Annotated in this window: 11 protein-coding genes; 3 read left to right on the top strand and 8 right to left on the bottom strand. The window is 52.8% G+C overall.

Annotated features, from left to right (window positions below):
- Positions 1-217: 217 nt before the first annotated feature.
- The 3 genes from HNQ92_RS20430 to HNQ92_RS29215 all read left to right on the top strand — a co-directional run bounded on the left by HNQ92_RS20430 (position 218) and on the right by HNQ92_RS29215 (position 2,477).
- A complete protein-coding gene (locus HNQ92_RS20430) occupies positions 218-1,249 on the top strand; it encodes a hypothetical protein (protein WP_184176709.1) in 1,032 nt (343 codons plus the stop codon).
- A 158-nt stretch (positions 1,250-1,407) separates the two neighbouring features.
- Positions 1,408-1,938 (top strand): hypothetical protein, encoded by a 531-nt coding sequence (locus HNQ92_RS20425; RefSeq protein ID WP_184176707.1) that lies wholly within the window; start codon positions 1,408-1,410, stop codon positions 1,936-1,938.
- A gap of 86 nt (positions 1,939-2,024) precedes the next feature.
- A complete protein-coding gene (locus HNQ92_RS29215) occupies positions 2,025-2,477 on the top strand; it encodes an MBOAT family O-acyltransferase (RefSeq protein ID WP_184176705.1) in 453 nt (150 codons plus the stop codon).
- Positions 2,478-2,767: 290 nt separating this feature from the next.
- Here HNQ92_RS29215 and HNQ92_RS20415 read toward each other — a convergent pair whose 3' ends face one another.
- The 8 genes from HNQ92_RS20415 to HNQ92_RS20380 all read right to left on the bottom strand — a co-directional run bounded on the left by HNQ92_RS20415 (position 2,768) and on the right by HNQ92_RS20380 (position 15,560).
- Complete coding sequence (locus tag HNQ92_RS20415; protein ID WP_184176703.1) at positions 2,768-3,211, bottom strand: hypothetical protein; 444 nt, start codon at positions 3,209-3,211, stop codon at positions 2,768-2,770.
- Between the two features lie 165 nt (positions 3,212-3,376).
- Positions 3,377-3,739, bottom strand: a complete 363-nt coding sequence (locus HNQ92_RS20410) for a c-type cytochrome (RefSeq protein ID WP_184176701.1) — start codon at positions 3,737-3,739, stop codon at positions 3,377-3,379.
- Positions 3,740-3,975: 236 nt separating this feature from the next.
- Complete coding sequence (locus HNQ92_RS20405; RefSeq protein WP_184176749.1) at positions 3,976-6,453, bottom strand: hypothetical protein; 2,478 nt, start codon at positions 6,451-6,453, stop codon at positions 3,976-3,978.
- 186 nt (positions 6,454-6,639) lie between these two features.
- On the bottom strand, positions 6,640-8,331 hold the full coding sequence (locus tag HNQ92_RS20400) for a RagB/SusD family nutrient uptake outer membrane protein (RefSeq protein WP_184176699.1): 1,692 nt from the start codon (positions 8,329-8,331) through the stop codon (positions 6,640-6,642).
- A gap of 13 nt (positions 8,332-8,344) precedes the next feature.
- On the bottom strand, positions 8,345-11,758 hold the full coding sequence (locus tag HNQ92_RS20395; RefSeq protein WP_184176697.1) for a TonB-dependent receptor: 3,414 nt from the start codon (positions 11,756-11,758) through the stop codon (positions 8,345-8,347).
- A 220-nt stretch (positions 11,759-11,978) separates the two neighbouring features.
- Complete coding sequence (locus HNQ92_RS20390) at positions 11,979-13,055, bottom strand: FecR family protein (protein WP_184176695.1); 1,077 nt, start codon at positions 13,053-13,055, stop codon at positions 11,979-11,981.
- A gap of 60 nt (positions 13,056-13,115) precedes the next feature.
- The gene (locus tag HNQ92_RS20385) at positions 13,116-13,748 is read right to left on the bottom strand and encodes an RNA polymerase sigma factor (protein WP_184176693.1); all 633 of its coding nucleotides are present in this window, start codon (positions 13,746-13,748) and stop codon (positions 13,116-13,118) included.
- A 123-nt stretch (positions 13,749-13,871) separates the two neighbouring features.
- The gene (locus HNQ92_RS20380) at positions 13,872-15,560 is read right to left on the bottom strand and encodes a VRR-NUC domain-containing protein (protein WP_343063027.1); all 1,689 of its coding nucleotides are present in this window, start codon (positions 15,558-15,560) and stop codon (positions 13,872-13,874) included.
- Between the last annotated feature and the right edge of the window lie 73 nt (positions 15,561-15,633).

The raw sequence follows: 15,633 nt of genomic DNA, 5'->3' as shown, positions 1-15,633 counted from the left end.
ATTACCAAGAAAGCACTGTGATAGTAGATTATTCAAAGAATATTAACTTGTACCAATTTGTAGAATCCGACTCCAAGAAATAGGGGGTTAGACCACAAGAGCTATACAATTTTTAATCTATCGCTTAGCTGATTGGGTTTTACCAGTTCGTCAAGCTGCGTTAAACGGCATTGATAGTTATAAAACAACCAATTACATTGACAGCTTAATTGAAAATTTGCCAATTTTTGAGTGGCTACAAAAAGTTGAACGGACAGACCTAAGCGGAATTTACCAAGACATTGTTGAGTTCATTGCTTCTAAAAATAGGGCGTATGTAATTGACAACTTTAAGAAATACCCAGACAAACTAAGAATACTTTTAGCAAGACACATTTCAAGTTCGCTTAGAGACAATTCGCAAGAATTAAAATTGTTCCTAACCGACAAACATTTTTTGATTAGGAACTTAGCAATAAACCATTTTGACAAACTTGGGCAAACAGAAATCGAACTATTACTGAATGACAAATCAGCGAATGTCCGACTTCAAACACTTTATTGCTTCAAACACCAAAACGACTTTAAAACTATTGTAAAGAGGTTTTTAGCGGACAATTCCGCTACAATCCGACATTTTGCAAGGTTTACGCTTAAAAAGTCAAACATTGACTTTGCTAAATTTTACAATGACAACTTACAAGAAAACAAACAAGTCATTGGGTCATTAAGCGGACTTGCTGAAACGGAAGGTGAACAGTATTCGGAAACAGTTAAATCATATCTGAAAGACAAAAAAATAAGAGTTAAAAAGATAGCGTTTTTAGCTCTTTGCAAACTTGATGAAGAAAGTGCTTATGACTTTGCATTTGCCAACCTTGACAGCCAATATCTTGGACTTAGAAACGTAATCATTGAATTTCTATCACACATTCCGAGACAAGAAGTTTTAACAAAGGCAAAAAGCATTTACGAAACAGGCAATTATGACTTAAAAAAGTCAATGCTAAAACTCTTCAACAAAGTTGGCGGTTGGTCAGTAATTCCTGACTTGATGATTGGAACAATTGATGAAAACGAGGACATAAGACAATTGGCGTTTGGCTATTTACAAATTTGGAGAACACGAGCAGTAAGACTATTTTCAACACCAAAACAAGGTGAAATTGAAAGAGCAAAACAGATTTTCAGCTTCGTAAACGAGACACACCAAGACAAACAATATTTTAAAACAAACCCGGTTGATGGACTTGTTTTTTACTTCAAATAACAGAAGGCCAGCTTGTAACAGCCGTTTTTGCAAAAGCGAGGGTTTCGTGCTTCTATGAAAGTGAAGTGCTAAATTCAAGTTTTGTGCATCTAATGAACTTTTGTGCTAAAAATCCCCGCCTTCGGAAATACCCAAAACGTTAGCGGTAGCTTCTAATTATGAAGAAAATTCTCAGAAAATATCAAGAGCCATTCTCAGCAGAGATAAATCAATCAAGAAATAGAGTGATTGAATTGATAGCTATAGAAAAAGGCAAGAAGAGAGACTTCTTTGACTTTCTTAGAAGCAGCCCTGTGAATTTTAATGAAGTAACAGTTTCCGATAAGAAAATAATCATAGAAGTTAAACCTATGATGTTAAACCCTTTCAGAAGAATGGGGGAAATTCGTATGAGTCTTCATAATGGGGTCAGACCTTCTGAAATGATAATTGAAGGTGAAATTATACCTTATAATACTTTATACTTCTTAGTTTCCTGCATGGTAATAGGCTTTATGCTGATATGGTCTCTTTTAGTTTTCGCAATGACAGCAGGTGGTGCAACTTTTATCATGTTAGCTATCAGCTGGACCGTTTTTCCGTTAGTATTGTACTTATTACCCTTCTGGTACAGAAACAGGCTTAGAGAATATAAGAACCTATTTCTGGCTACTTTGATGGCTGATACTAAGAAGAAAAGTATCCGTTAACGGTGCTGGTACATGAGGCAAGCCTAGCTGACGACACGATACAACGGACAGTTGGTATTAATTTGTATAAAAAAGTGAACGAATTAATGATGAACTTAGAAGAGTATACGTATTATCGGACGGGAACTACAAAAATCTCGCTGGTTATTCGAAATATGTTCCTTAAACCCTTTGTGTCTTCTTCGTTCAGGTCTTTTTGGAAGTATTGGAATCCAAGCTGGGGTTTTTTTCTTTTATATTATTGTTACAAACCCATCAAAACTATTTTTCCGCATTGGGTAGCTCTGATGTTAACTTTTTTAATGAGCGGTTTAATTCACGATATGATTTACATACTACCCATGCTTATGAAAGAAATCAAATTTATATTTCCCTTTATCACAGTCTGGTTTCTTATAATCTCAATTGGAATTTTACTGAGCGAATATCTTCGAATTAATTTTAATAAAACCAGCTTACTGTTTCGCCCAATCTTCCATTTAGGTTTCCTTGTAAGTACATTTATCCTGACAAAGTATATTGACTTAGCAATCGGATAGCGTATAAAACTTAGGACATAAAAAATCTACTATTGCTCCCAAAGTGCCTGCGCTGGGCGTAGTTTCAAACTACGTCCGGGCGTCATCCGGTCTCTGACCGGAGTTTGGGAGATGTAAAATTTTTTACACTGCGTCGTTCTGGAGAATAATTTACATACCGTGCCGCCCAGCGGGGTGCCGCCCAGCCGAAGACTGTGCTGAACACGGGACGCTTCCAATAAGTACAAACTGGCGAGAGGGAAAAGGAGAAACGATTTAAGGCTAGAAGTACATGTGTTGGTAGATGTTGCTTATGGTTTCTTCATTTCATAGTGAATGAGCCCTAAATCACTTAGCTTCTTTTGGAACTGAGGATTTTGGGTATTCACCTTTTTGCTTTTTATTCCTTTCCCTATTCCGTATATGAATGGACCAGGTCTATTACTCCAGCCTTTTCCGAAAGGCCTTGGTTCATATCCTGCCCTTCTGCCGGTTATCTTCAATAGGTTTTTGTTGGAAGTGGGTTTTTCAATTACCAAGTCAACACAGGGGTAAATCGCTTCTTCGGACACAAAAACCTGATCCGTTATTTCATAAATGATATTCTCCCTTCCATGCGTAACGGTGCGGTCATAGGACTCCCATTCAAAGGCCAGCTCATGATTGCTAAAGCTCCTTTCTGCATGTACTTCTGCGTAAAGGATGAGTTCATCCAGCGTTTTGTCTACAAAAGCTATGAATTCCTCTAAAGACATAAGAAAATAGTTTTCTATAAGCATAAAGGCAATATGGATATAGGTTGTTGGTTTTTAGTAAGCAAAAATCCACCAGCGCCCCCAAAGTACCCCAAACGCAAGAAGCCCGGCGCTCAGCGCCGGGCTTCGGATATACTAGCCGGTAAGTAAGGGACCAGGTGTTTCTTAGCTTTTCTTTTTGGCAGCGGGGGCCGCTTTGGGAGCCAGGGAGTTGATCCAGGCGGCCAGCTTGAGGGCGTCTTCCTTGGGTACCTGCGTCATGGGGGCCATGGGAGGGTAGCCGGGCCAGTTTTCGGGCTGTGGCTTGTAGATCAGCTCCACGATTTTTTCGTTCGTATATTTTTTCTTCGCCACTTCGGTATACGCGGGGCCCACCAAGCGGTTGTCGGCCTGGTGACAGGCGAAACAGGTGTGCTTGGTCAGGAGCGCCTGAATGTCATCGGGTACCTTCACTTGGGCATTGGCTGAACTGGCACCCACCAAAGAGGCAACCACCGCTGCCACTAAAAATCCAAAGGTTTTTTTCATTGTAAGAATTAAAAAATTAAAGTACGATACTGCAAACGACTACAACGAACAAAATTACATAAGTACCTTGATTTTCCGAATTCTGTTTTGGAAAAAACGCCCACTTGGGCACAAAAAATACCAGAACGAGTCGGAAAGCAGAGTCGTAGTTATTAACGAAAGCGCGGGGCTGTTCCGTATTTTGCAGGCGCTCCTTCCTTTCCTATCTCCTCTGGATTTTTATGCGGCACAAGTACCTAGCGGTAGCTGAGCCAGGTAGTAGCGGTGCAGTCCTGATCGGTAGAGAAGCGAATCCAGCGCGCCTGGAACGTATCCGGGAAGCTGAACTCGACGGTTTGCCCGGCGGGTACTTTCAGCTCCTGGTAGGTCATCCAGGGCCCGTGGCCGATGGGCTCCACCTCCATCCGGAACGTGACGGTCTGGCCGTGGTTGTGCGAGAGCTTCAGGCTGCGGCGGTCATAAAAACCAATGAGGTAGGGGTCCGACGGTTGGTTTTGCTTCACGGCGGTATTCTTCCAGGGGCCGCCTTCGCCGGTGGGCTTACCCAGCTTCCAGAGGTCGTCGATGGTACCGGCCCACACGTTGGCCAGGCCGTCGTCGGAGCGGATGATATGCTGGTTAGGTACCTTGGCGTCGGCGGTGAGGCCCGTCAGTACCAGCAAGCCTCGGTAGGAGGCGTAGTCATGGATGCCCAGGTTGTGCGAGGCCACGGGCCGAATTTTGGCGAAGCCGTCGGCGTTTTCGGCGGGTAGTTCGTAGAACGTCCCGTGGGCGTTGAGCAGGTCGCGCTCGGTAGCTACCTCACGGCAGATCCGCGTCAGCGCGTTGGCCGTCAATGCATTGTAAGAGGTACTTCCCAGGGGTAGCCGCCACCGCCGACCGTTGTCGTCTACTATCAGCACCGACGCGTCTTCTACCGTAACGGCCTCCTTCGGAATGGCAAATTTTTCCCGGATAAACTGCGCCGTTTTAGCGTCGTCCTTTTTTAGCAGCTTCATGTCGCCGTCGAGCTCGTAGTACCCACTTTCGACGAATTTCCCGTTGCTCACCTTACCCGCCAGCAAACCCAGCGCCCGGCGGTTGTCGCCCAGGCCGTAGAGCAGCCCGCCCGTGTACTCCGGGGTACCGGCGGTGGCAATGCCTTTGAAAAGTACCTGATCAGGGGAGCTGAAGCGGCTGCGGTCGGTGTAGGAAAAGTGAACGGTAGCTTGGGTCGATTGACTAGTCTTGACCCGAATCCACTCGCCTTTTTGTTGCGCCGTAAACAGGACCGACACCGCTTTGCCCGGCTCGGCGGGTACTTTTTGCAGGGGAGCCCACTGGCCGCGGCCGTCGCGGTCTACTTCGAAGTCGAACGTCACGGCCTCGGTACCTTCGTTCAGTACCCAAGCCATGCGCTGGTCCCAGCCCGCAAACAGGAAGGGTTCGGAGGGCTGCCCGGCTGTCGTTTTCTCGGAAAGCCATACGGCTCCTTCGGCGGTGTTAGGCCCCAGCTGGTCGGGTTGGTCGAGGGGCGTAAACCAGAGGTTAGAGTTGGACTGGCCGGGGCCTTCGATGCCGCCTTTAGCCTTGCGCTTGTTGAGGAATTCTTTCTGGGCCGAATCGTCACAGCCAAATACCAGTTGGTTTTGCCAGCGGGTGTAGTCACCAATAACCTTCAGATAGGCCGAACGAGGCCGAATCCCGGCTGTACTTTGAGAAGTAAAGGATTGGGGGAATTGCCAGAACAGGCCGTGCATGGTCATGAGGTAGTCGGGTTTGCCTTCCGCACCGATGTCCCGGATGCGCGGCCACTCGGTGTTCCAGCCGTGGGCACCGTCGTAGCTGTGGCTCGCTTTCGGCAGGCGGTAAAAACTCCAGCCTTTTTGGGCGTCGCGCACGCCCAGCAGTACCGACTTGTGGTCCCAGCCCGTAGCCCAGATGGGGTCCGTTTCGGGATTTTTATTGCCATGTATACCGCCCGGCCCCGTCACTTCCACAAACTGGTTGCGGCGTACGAGCTTCCATTCCTTGCCGTTCCATTCCGACAACGAGCCCGACTCAATATCGAACTGCGTGAGCGCCTTAGGGCCGGACTCGCCGTTGTTGGAGTACACCATCACGCCCTGGCCGGAGTAGAGCCCCTTGCCGTGGGCTCCCAGAAGCAGGTCCGAGGGTTGGTTGGCGGTTTCGTCTTTTCCTTTTTTGCTCTTGATGTTGCCGTCCTCGTAGAGCAGGGTAGGGGCCAACGTCCTGACGTCTACCTCGTAAAAACCCTCCTCCATGGTACCGTAGTAAATTTTCCCGGCGGGGTCGGTGAGGTGGCGGGCGTTGCCGGTATGGCGGCCGGGCATGGCCGCGTAGGGGATGGTGCGTACCTGGGCCTGCTCGCCGATGGCGTAGGGGCCGATGAAGAGCTGCTTGCTTTCGGCGTGGATCATGCGGTTGGCGGGGGTACCTCCCACGCTCTCGCTCCGGACGGTTTGTTGCAGGTCGGTGGTTATTTCGTAGAGCTTATCCGAAGAACCGTGGGGTAGGTGCGGCCCGTAGGTAATCACCCAAAGCCGGTCGGCCCAGGGTACCACCGCGCCGGTGCCGCACTCGCCCTCGTTGTTGTAGTAAGCCAGGTGGGGATATATGCCGCTGAACACAGGCTTGTCTGACAGTTGATCGGTTTTGGGAGTACGGCAAGCTGCCAACAAAAGGAGGAATAGAAACAAGGTACTCGTTCGCATAGAAGGTAGTTTAGAGAAAACAAAGTAAAGATTATTGATGAACAAACCAGGCCGTGGCGGTACAATCCTGGCCAGAGGTACCTTGGCCATTTTCTGCCCAAAGGCGCAAACTACCCCCAGGAGGCTAAGTACTAGCCCCAGCAGTATACGACGCTGTTTCATACCGTTACTCGTTGAGGGTTTGGGTCAATAGTTAGGATTTTGGACCAAGCCACTCGTAAGTACCTCCGGTGTAGGGATGGGCCACAGGTACTGGCGCGAGGCGTCGAACTTCCGGATCGTGATTTGTTTAATGAGCCCCGCCCGGTACATAGGGCCAAAATCGGCCACGCCGTCTTCGTCGATCGGGGGTACTTGGGGGAAAAACCACAGCCCCGGTTTCACCACTTTTTCGCGGAGTTCGTTGGGGTCCAACATGCCGTAAACCGGCAGGTTAAGTACCTTTTCGGCCAGGTCCCAGCGGATGATGTCCATGTACCGGATACCCTCCAGCGCAAACTCCATCCGGCGCTCCATCCGAACCATTTTGCGCAGCTCGCTTTGGCTTTGCGAAGTTACGGCCGGGTAAGCCGCCGTATTGGACGGATTTACTTTGTAGGCGCGGGCCCGCACCGCATTGAGGGCATTCAGGACGGATTGGTCGATCTCGTTCAGCTCAATTTTTGCTTCGGCGTACATGAGCAGCACATCGGCGTAGCGGATGATGATTTTCTCCTGCTCGATCTGCCAGTTATTTTGTCGCCAGTCTTCGGCCACGCCTTTTTTCCAAAGCAGCCCGTTGAAGGAAGCAAACTGGGCGTTGGTACGGGTGTCGTTGTTGAGAACCAGCGCATTGGTATTGAGGTTCAATACCCGCAGCGAGTCGGGGTGGGGCTGGTAAATAAAGCCCAAGTGGGGTGTATTGAACTCCACGACGGTGGCCGTACAGCGGGGATCGCGGTTTTTGAACGGCTGACGTGGATTAAACAGCGGTGATTCATCGATCGGCTTACCATCGGTACAGAGAAAAGCGCAGAAGAGCTCCCAGGAGGGGTAGATGGCCCCCCAGCCACCGGCCAGGCGGGGTACGAAGTCTTGCCGACCACCGAGGGTCACGTTCAGGGCAATGGAGCGGGGTAGGCTCACGATCGTCTCGACGGAGTTTTTCGTCTTGGTCAAAAACAGATCGCCAAAATCAGGGTGCAGTTGGTAAATGCCCAGGTCCATGCAGGCTTTGGCGGCTTTGCTGGCGGTGGCCCAGTCGCTCCTGTGCAGGGCGATACGGGCCTTCATGGCCAGGGCGGCTCCGGCCGTAGCCCGCTTAACCTGGGAAGCGCTGTAGCTGGTAGGCAGATGAGCGGCGGCATAATCAAAGTCCTCGTAGATTTTCTGAAGTACCAGCTGCGGGTCCGACTGCTTGAGGGCCAATGCTTCTTCGATGTCGAGCGGCTCGTCGGTATACACAATGTTGCCAAAGTGCGAAAGCAGCCGGGAGTATTGGCAGGCCCGCAGGTACCGGGCCTCGGCCCGGTATCGCTCCATTTGCTGCGGAGTGAGCGAGCCCGAGGCCCGGTCGAGGCTATTGATCACCAGGTTGACGCGCGAAATAGCTTTGTAGGTGTTGAGCCACCAGGTACGGATAAAACCCGCCTGCCCGGTCAAGGTCGCGTTGGTAATTTCGGTGAGCGCGTCGCGGTAGTTGCGGTCGTCGGTCCAGGCGTCGTCGTCGGTCATCCAGAAGGCATCCTTGTAGATCCCGTTCAGCGACATCTCGATTTCTTCGGCGTTGGAGTTCCAGGTTTCGCTAGACCCCTGCGACAGCGGGTTCAGGTCCAACGAGTCGCAGGAGACCAGTGCGAAGAAAATGACCGTACAAAAGGAAAGTATGTTGATTTTCATGAGTAAGACCAGGTTAAAATTGAACAGAAACCCCAAAAACGACGGAAGTGGTGATCGGGTAAGCCAGCGAATTCATTTCTGGATCCCAGCCTTTCGGGAAGTTATGGATGGCAAATACGTCGGTGGCGGTACCGTACAGGCGCAGGTTCTGGATGCCTACCCTTTTGGTCAGCGTGCTGGGGATGTTGTAGCCCAGGCTGATGTTTTTCAGCCGGAAGTAAGCCCCGTTGATGAGCCAGAAGTCGGACATGGTGTAGTTGTTGCCCGCCAGGGTGTTGGTATAGCGCGGGTAAATGGCGCTGCGGTTTTGTTCCTCGGTGTTGTACGCACTCCACGAGTTGCCGTCTAGGATCGCCGGGAAGTTCCCCCAGTTTTCTTGCAGGGGCCTTACCATATGGGGCATTAGTCGCGAATTTTGTTTGCCAACGCCCTGCAGCACAACGCCTAGGCTCCAGTTTTTGTAGCTCAGGTTGAAATTGGCTCCGTACATGAGCCGGGGCAACGAGCCGCCCAGCAGAACGCGGTCGTACTCGGGCGAGATGCGGCCGTCAGGTACCCCATCGGGACCGCTGATGTCCCGGTACTTTACGTCGCCCGGCCTTACGTTGGCGTTAAGCTTGGGCGAGTTGTTTACTTCGTCCTGGGTTTGGTAAAGACCGTCAGAGACGTACCCGAACCACTCGTTGAAGTCACTGCCCTGAATTTTAATCGAGTCGCCTATAAACTCGGTACCTCCCAAATCACCCATTTTGGAACGGAAATCGGAGATATTGAAGGAGGCGGAGTAGCTGAAGTCCCCCTTGCGGTCGTTCCAGCTGAGCTGGCCTTCCCACCCGTGGGTGTGCATTATGCCGGTGTTCTGGTTGGGGTTGTCAAAGCCCAGGAACATCGGGATCTGGAGCTGAAGTAGCATGTCGCGGGTGGTCTTCTTGTAGTAGTCACCCGTTACCTTCAAGCGATCCTGGAAGAAGTTGGCGTCAAAACCCACATCGAACGACTCGGTCGTTTCCCAGGAAATATCCCGGATGGCGTACTGCCACTGAGCCGCCGACTGGGCCGACACGACGTTGTTGCCCTGGTAGAACAGGGTATTGTTCTCAAACTGCAGGATGGAGTGGTAAGGGTAGTTGCCAATCCGCTCGTTGCCCAGCGAGCCCCAGGAAGCCCGGAGCTTCAGGTAGGAGAGCCACTTGGAAATACCTCCCTGCATGAACGATTCCTCCGAGATATTCCAGCCCGCCGAAAACGAAGGAAAGGCACCCCAGCGGTAGCCCGGCGCAAAGCGAGAGGAGGCGTCGTACCGAATATTGGCCTGGAAAAGGTACTTGCTGTTGTAGTTGTACATCACCCGCCCAAACCAGGAGCGGTAGGCGTTTTCCGAGGCTCCGCCGCTGTTGTTTCTAAACTCCAGCGGGCCAATGTCCAGGTACGGGTAGGAGCTCAGCAGGTACTGATCGCGCGAAGCTCTGAGGTTTTCGTTGAAGGCGTAAAAGTACTCGTATCCCGCCAGTAGGCTGAAGCCGTTCTTGCCAATCTGTTTGTCATAGTTGGCCAGGAATTGGGTGGTGTAGCGGTAGTTGTCGTTGCGCCTTTCGTCAAGATTGGTTTGGTTGTAGCCGTTCAGGTACCCCACCCGGAGGTTGGGGTCGTTCCAGGCCGTGAAAGGTACCCTCGTTCGGAAATCCTTTATCTTGTCAAAGTTAAAAAAGGGAGAAAGTACCCCGGAGAGTTTTAGGCCTTCGAGGGGCTTAAAGTCAAGCCCGATTTTTCCGCCTACTTGGTTGTACCACGCGTGGTTGAAACCGCCGTAGTGCAACATGCCGTAAATATTGTCTCCGTCTTTTCCGGACGCTAAGCGGCCATCGGCCCACTGGGCGGCGTAGATGGGCGGCGTGATTCCTACCCGGTAGAGCGGGTCCACGGTGGGTTGTTTGACGGCCACGCGGCGGAAGTTCAGGTCCACGGCGGCCGACAGAAACTTGTTGATGGTGATGTCGTTGTTGATCCGGGCCGTGACGCGCTGGTAGTCGCGGTTGGCATAGAGGGCCTCGGTTTTGTCGTAGCCCAGCGACACGCGGGTACTGATGGCCTTGCCCGAGGCCGAAATACCCAAAATATGACTGCTCCGGGGAGCCGAATTGCGCAAAATTAGCGACCGCCAATCGGTATTGGGGTGCAGGTCGGGGTTTTCGGCGTGCAGCTGGCCGTAGTTCTCGATGATGTCTTTAGCAAAGGTAGGGTACTCGTTGGCGTTGTTGTTGTTGTCGTTCCAGCGGAGCTCGTTGGAGAGCTGCATGAAGCGGGTGGCATCCACGTAGTCGGGGAGGCGGGTGGGTTTTTCAAAGCCGTACTCGGCGGTGTAGTCCAGGTTGAGCTGCCCGTTTTTAGCCCGCTTGGTCGTCACCAGAATCACCCCCGCCGCGGCCCGTGAGCCGTAGATGGAAGCCGAGGCGGCGTCTTTCAGTACCGAGATACTTTCCACGTCGTTGGGGTTGATGCTGTTGATGTCGTCGATGGGTACCCCGTCCATGATAATGAGCGGATTGGCTCCGGCGTCGGTGATGGTGGTGATCCCGCGCACCCGGATCTGGGCGGTGGCCCCCGGCGCATTGCTGCTGCGCGTTACCATCACGCCCGGCATGGAGCCCTGCAAGGCCTGCGAGATCTGGGTCGTTTTGCGGTTGGTGATGGCTTCGCCCTGCACCATCGACACAGCACCGGTGAGGTCTTTCTTTTGCTGGGTACCGTAGCCCACCACCACTACCTCTTCGAGGGCTTTGGTGTCGGCCAGGAGTGAAATATCCAGGGTACTTTGGTTACCAACGGCGATTTCCTGCGACACGTACCCCACAAAGGAAAAAATCAGCGTAGCGGGACCGGTGGTGGGGAGGCTGAGGGTGTACCTGCCTTCGACGTCGGAGGTAGTGCCGCGCTGGGTACCTTTCAGGATGATACTCACCCCCGGTAGCGCCGCCCCGCTTTCGTCCGTGACCCGGCCGGTTAGGTTTCGGTCGGGTAGTCCCAAAAAGCCACTCGGTTTATCGTCGGGGGGAGCGGTAGTGGCTGGCTGCTGGCTGAGCACAATGTGTTTCCCGGCCAACCGGTAGTTGATGCTAAAAGGCCCCAGGACGATCTCCAGTACTTCCCCCAGCGGCTGGTTTTGCAGCCGGACGGACGTTTTGCGCTCGGCCCGAATGGCCCGCGGGCTGTACATGAATTTGACGTCGGCCTCCCGCTCAATTTCCGACAGGATGGATTTCAGCGGTTGATCCTCCATCCGGATCGAAATGGGCTTTTGAAGCAGGTTCTGGCCGGGCGCCTCCGTGGCGTAGGCAAGGCTCATGCACAGGGTGGCCAGCAGCCATTGAGTAAGCGATATTCTCATAATCCTGAGCAGCAGATCATGCGTTTGTAAGGGTTTTTTCATAGATTTGTTAGGCCAGCAAGCTGGCTGTTTTTGTTAGAACTAGCGTAAAAGTTGGGCAAAAACAGATCCCGCCTACTCGCTGCCAGGCGAGTGATTACTAGTGGTGGGGATCCCGAAAGGTCGGCCGTGTTCGCGGCACGGTCGGCCTTTTTGATTGGAAAGAAGTGCGTAAGCGTCTAGTGCATAGGCAAGGTACTTTAGGGTTAGGTGTAGTTAAGGGCTAGGGGCATTTTTTTCCGTACATCACCACCTGGCCGTCTACCACTTCGTAGCGGGCCTGAATGGTTTCACAGATCAGGTCAAGCTTCTCAAACAGCGGCTCGTTGGTGAGCGTGGCGTTCAGGTTACAGTTTTTAAATACTTCCTCGTCAAAAATAATCTTCACGCCGTAAGCTTTTTCAAAAGACGCAAGTACCTCCGTCAGGGGCGTACCGTCAAACTCGAAAGTAGGATAGGGGACGGGACGACCGATCAGAATGGGCTGCTCGACCAGGGTTTTGACCAGCCGCTCGTTGGCTTTGATGTATACGGCCTGCTGGTTGGGCGTCAGCACGATTTCGTCCGAAAGCGACGGCTTCGCCGCCGACTGATTTTGCTTAAGTACCGTCACTTTTCCCGTCTTGACGGCAACCGAGATATTGGCCTGTTCCTCGTACGCCACCACCTGAAAGCTCGTACCAAGTACCTTGGTAACTACCTCGCCGGTATACACCAGAAAGGGTTTTTCGGGATTTTTCACCACCTCAAAAAAAGCCTCGCCCGAAAGGTACACCACCCGCTCGCTGTGCCCGTAGTCGGGGGCCAGGCGTAGCTTGCTGTGTTTATGCAGGGTGATCCGGGTACCATCGCTTAGTTCAAATACCTTGGGATCTTCCCCGTCGTTGACTTTCTCAATCCCGGCGTAGGAGGTAGAAGTACCTGCCGCGGCGGGCCGACTTTCCGGATCGGCCACGGTGCGTTCCGAAAGTACCCAGTAGCTGAGCCCCACCACGACCAGCACCGACGCCGCCACCGACCAGCCGTAGCGCCGCAACCACGACGGCTGGTGCCGGGGCCGGGTCGCGCTCAGGATTTGCTCAATGGCCCGCTGAATTTCGCCGGGGGCGGTCGGCAGGGGTTCGCACTGAAACGCAATGATTAGCGTACGGGCTTGCTCCAGGATTTCCTGCTGCTCGGGGTGGTTTGCTTCCCAGGTCGGCCAGAAAGAATCCTCGGAGGGTACTTGGCCAAGTACCCATTGGCGAAAGTAAGGGTCCTGGACAAAGTCTTCGAGCCGGTAGTGTAGGTAATTTTTCATGGTAGGTCAATGGTGTCTTTGGGCAAACGGAGCAACACCGGATATAGCTGAAAGGGTTATTTACGAGATGAACAGGGTAGTGAGGGCCAGGGTCAGAAACCAGTTTTTGCGCAAGAGCTTCAGGGCTTCGTACACGAGGTTTACGGCCGAGTGGTAGTTGATGGACATGATGTCGGCGATGTTGTCGTATTCCAATTCCTGAAAAAAGCGGAGGTAGATGGCCTCGCGCTGGCGCTTGCTGAGTTTGTCCAGCTGCGAGCGCAGCTTTTTGAGATCCTCGTGCTGGATTTCGTTGTGGATCAGGTATGACTCAATGGCAAACTGTACTTCGAAGGAATAGTCGTCGGTGACTTCCTTGGCCTCCCGAAACCAGCGCAGCCGCTGCGACTCCCGCAGGAGCTTCCGGCGTAGCGACTTCAGGAGGTAGAGCTTAACGAGCCGAACGTCGTCCAGGTTTTCGCGCCGGTTCCAGAGCTCAATGAACAGATCCTGGAGGCAATCTTTCACAAACTCGCGGTCACTCTGAAACCGCACGCCGTAGTTGAGTAGAATCGGGTAGTAGTGGTTTAGTAAGGTAGCAAAGGCGTCCCGGTCTCCCTGCTTGAAGGCCTGCCAAAGCGCATATTCCTGTCCTTGTTCCGAGAAAGTCACGGCCTGATCTGGCTGCCAGCTGGGTACCTTTGAGTGATGCATGGTAGAAGTAGAGCGACTAGAATCAATTAAAATGAGAATTCTTCGTGGTAAAACATGACAATTCAGGGTCTCTTATGGAAAGAGGCAAGCAAGTATAAATTGTCCTGAAAAAAATTGAATTATTTAATCATGGATCCACTCCACCCGTAAAATCTTACTAGATACACCCATATCGGCAAAAAAGTACTGCCAGTGGAGCTGGCGCGCCGAGAGGTGGTCGGTGGGGGATTTTACTTCGACGAACGCGTACTCTTGCTCGTTCCAGACCAGCAGGTCGGGGAAGCCGCGGGTATTTTCGCGGAGGTTGTGGGCCATCTCGAGCAGAATGGCGTGCAGCTGCGCGGGCGACACCAGCTCTACCACGGTTAGCACCGCTTCCAGAATGCCCTCGTACCAGCCCACCAGTACGTTGGTGGTACCTAGTTTGTCGGCAAAGGTCTGTCGGACGGCGGCGGCCAGCGCCTCGGGGGTACTTAGCTCCTGCATCCGGGCCTTGAGCTGCGCCTGTCGCTTGGGATAAAAATCGGGCAGGAAGAAGTCGGAAGGTACCCGCTGCAGCGGGTGGTGAATGGCCTGCACGTTGGTGTCGTAGATGATGTCCCAGAACACCAGTCCGAACAGCGCCCGCCAGGGCTCGTTTTCGCTAAAAAAAGCCTGGTACCCCCGCTCGCGGTAGTACTCCAGCACGCCCATTTCCACGCGGTAGCGAAACGAAATAGGGATCGGCACTACCTCCGCCGCCTGCAAGGCCTGGGTGGTTCGGCGGACCGCCCGTTTTTTCTTATTCAGGATTTTCTCGCGGAAGTCCAGCCCAAAGTACCTTTCGTCGGCGGTTTGGGGGAGTGCCATCATGTCGTCGCAGAGCGCCAGGGCTTCGTCGATGTTGCCCAGCCGCAGCAGGAGCCGCGCCCGGCGCTCGCGCGAGGGGGCGTGCTCGGTGAGCTGGTACACGGTCAGGGCTTGTTCGGGTAGTTTTTTGCGTTCGAGCCAGGCCCCCACGCGCAGCGCCAGGCGGCTGTAAGAGGGTAGCGCAATGGGGCTCAGCGCCTCGGCCAGGCCCCCCTGCCAGTTCATGAACCAGTCGTAGATCTCTTCGGGCGGGAGGGTATCTTTAAGCTCGTGGAAGGTCTCGCTGGTGAGCGAAATCATGAGCTTGTCGTCGGCCTCTTGCCGGGTGGCAAAGCGTACCGAGAGCTGCTCTTCGTCGAACGACTGGAAGCGGACGTGGCCCAGGTCCCGGATCACGAACTCCGTCATGTCGGCGTAGCGGTTGCCAAAAAACAAGAACTTCATCATCATCACCTCCAGCTCGTAGCCTACTTTCACGATGGGCTCAAGCGCATCCAGGGCCTTGTAAAGTACCTCGAAGTCGTACTCGTGCAGGAGCCAGCGCAGCAGGTCGGGCTTGCGGATGCTCTTGACGGGCATCACGTCCGGGGCAAGTACCTGCGTGAGCCGCAGCAGCTCGGGCTTGGTGAGCAGGTCAAGTACCTCTTCGGCGCGGCCGGCGTGCTGTTCGGAAAGTACCTCCAGGAAGCCCCGAGAAATGAGCTCGGTCAGGGCCGCCGGAATATCTTCGATTTCGGCATAAGCCAGCGCATTGACCCGAAAAAAAGCCCCGCGGCGGTTGCTGAACCGAATGAAAAGGCAGCGGGCGTCTTCGGAGAGCTCCTGAAAACGGGCCAGGAAGGCTTCCTCAGACGGGTTCAGGATGTGGCCGTACATCTTCTGCACAAAGTCGAGCAGGTACCCGAAATAATCCAGGTAGTACTTGGGGGGGAGGTCGGGACGTTCCTGCTTACTAAGTTCCACGCTTTTTGGGGTTGATGAACCAGATACTAGCTACGATTCGTACTCTAAAAACGATGGGATTCCTCATTCGGTT

The sequence above is a fragment of the Rhabdobacter roseus genome (genome assembly GCF_014202275.1).
Classification (GTDB): Bacteria; Bacteroidota; Bacteroidia; order Cytophagales; family Spirosomataceae; genus Rhabdobacter; species Rhabdobacter roseus.
This window is presented reverse-complemented; position numbering and strand designations above follow the sequence as displayed.

Coding starts and splice junctions, on each gene's coding strand:
- HNQ92_RS20425 (WP_184176707.1), top strand. CDS start 1,408: ATGAAGAAAATTCTCAGAAAATATCAAGAGCCATTCTCAGCAGAGATA.
- HNQ92_RS29215 (WP_184176705.1), top strand. CDS start 2,025: ATGATGAACTTAGAAGAGTATACGTATTATCGGACGGGAACTACAAAA.
- HNQ92_RS20415 (WP_184176703.1), bottom strand. CDS start 3,211: ATGTCTTTAGAGGAATTCATAGCTTTTGTAGACAAAACGCTGGATGAA.
- HNQ92_RS20410 (WP_184176701.1), bottom strand. CDS start 3,739: ATGAAAAAAACCTTTGGATTTTTAGTGGCAGCGGTGGTTGCCTCTTTG.
- HNQ92_RS20405 (WP_184176749.1), bottom strand. CDS start 6,453: ATGCGAACGAGTACCTTGTTTCTATTCCTCCTTTTGTTGGCAGCTTGC.
- HNQ92_RS20400 (WP_184176699.1), bottom strand. CDS start 8,331: ATGAAAATCAACATACTTTCCTTTTGTACGGTCATTTTCTTCGCACTG.
- HNQ92_RS20395 (WP_184176697.1), bottom strand. CDS start 11,758: ATGAAAAAACCCTTACAAACGCATGATCTGCTGCTCAGGATTATGAGA.
- HNQ92_RS20390 (WP_184176695.1), bottom strand. CDS start 13,055: ATGAAAAATTACCTACACTACCGGCTCGAAGACTTTGTCCAGGACCCT.
- HNQ92_RS20385 (WP_184176693.1), bottom strand. CDS start 13,748: ATGCATCACTCAAAGGTACCCAGCTGGCAGCCAGATCAGGCCGTGACT.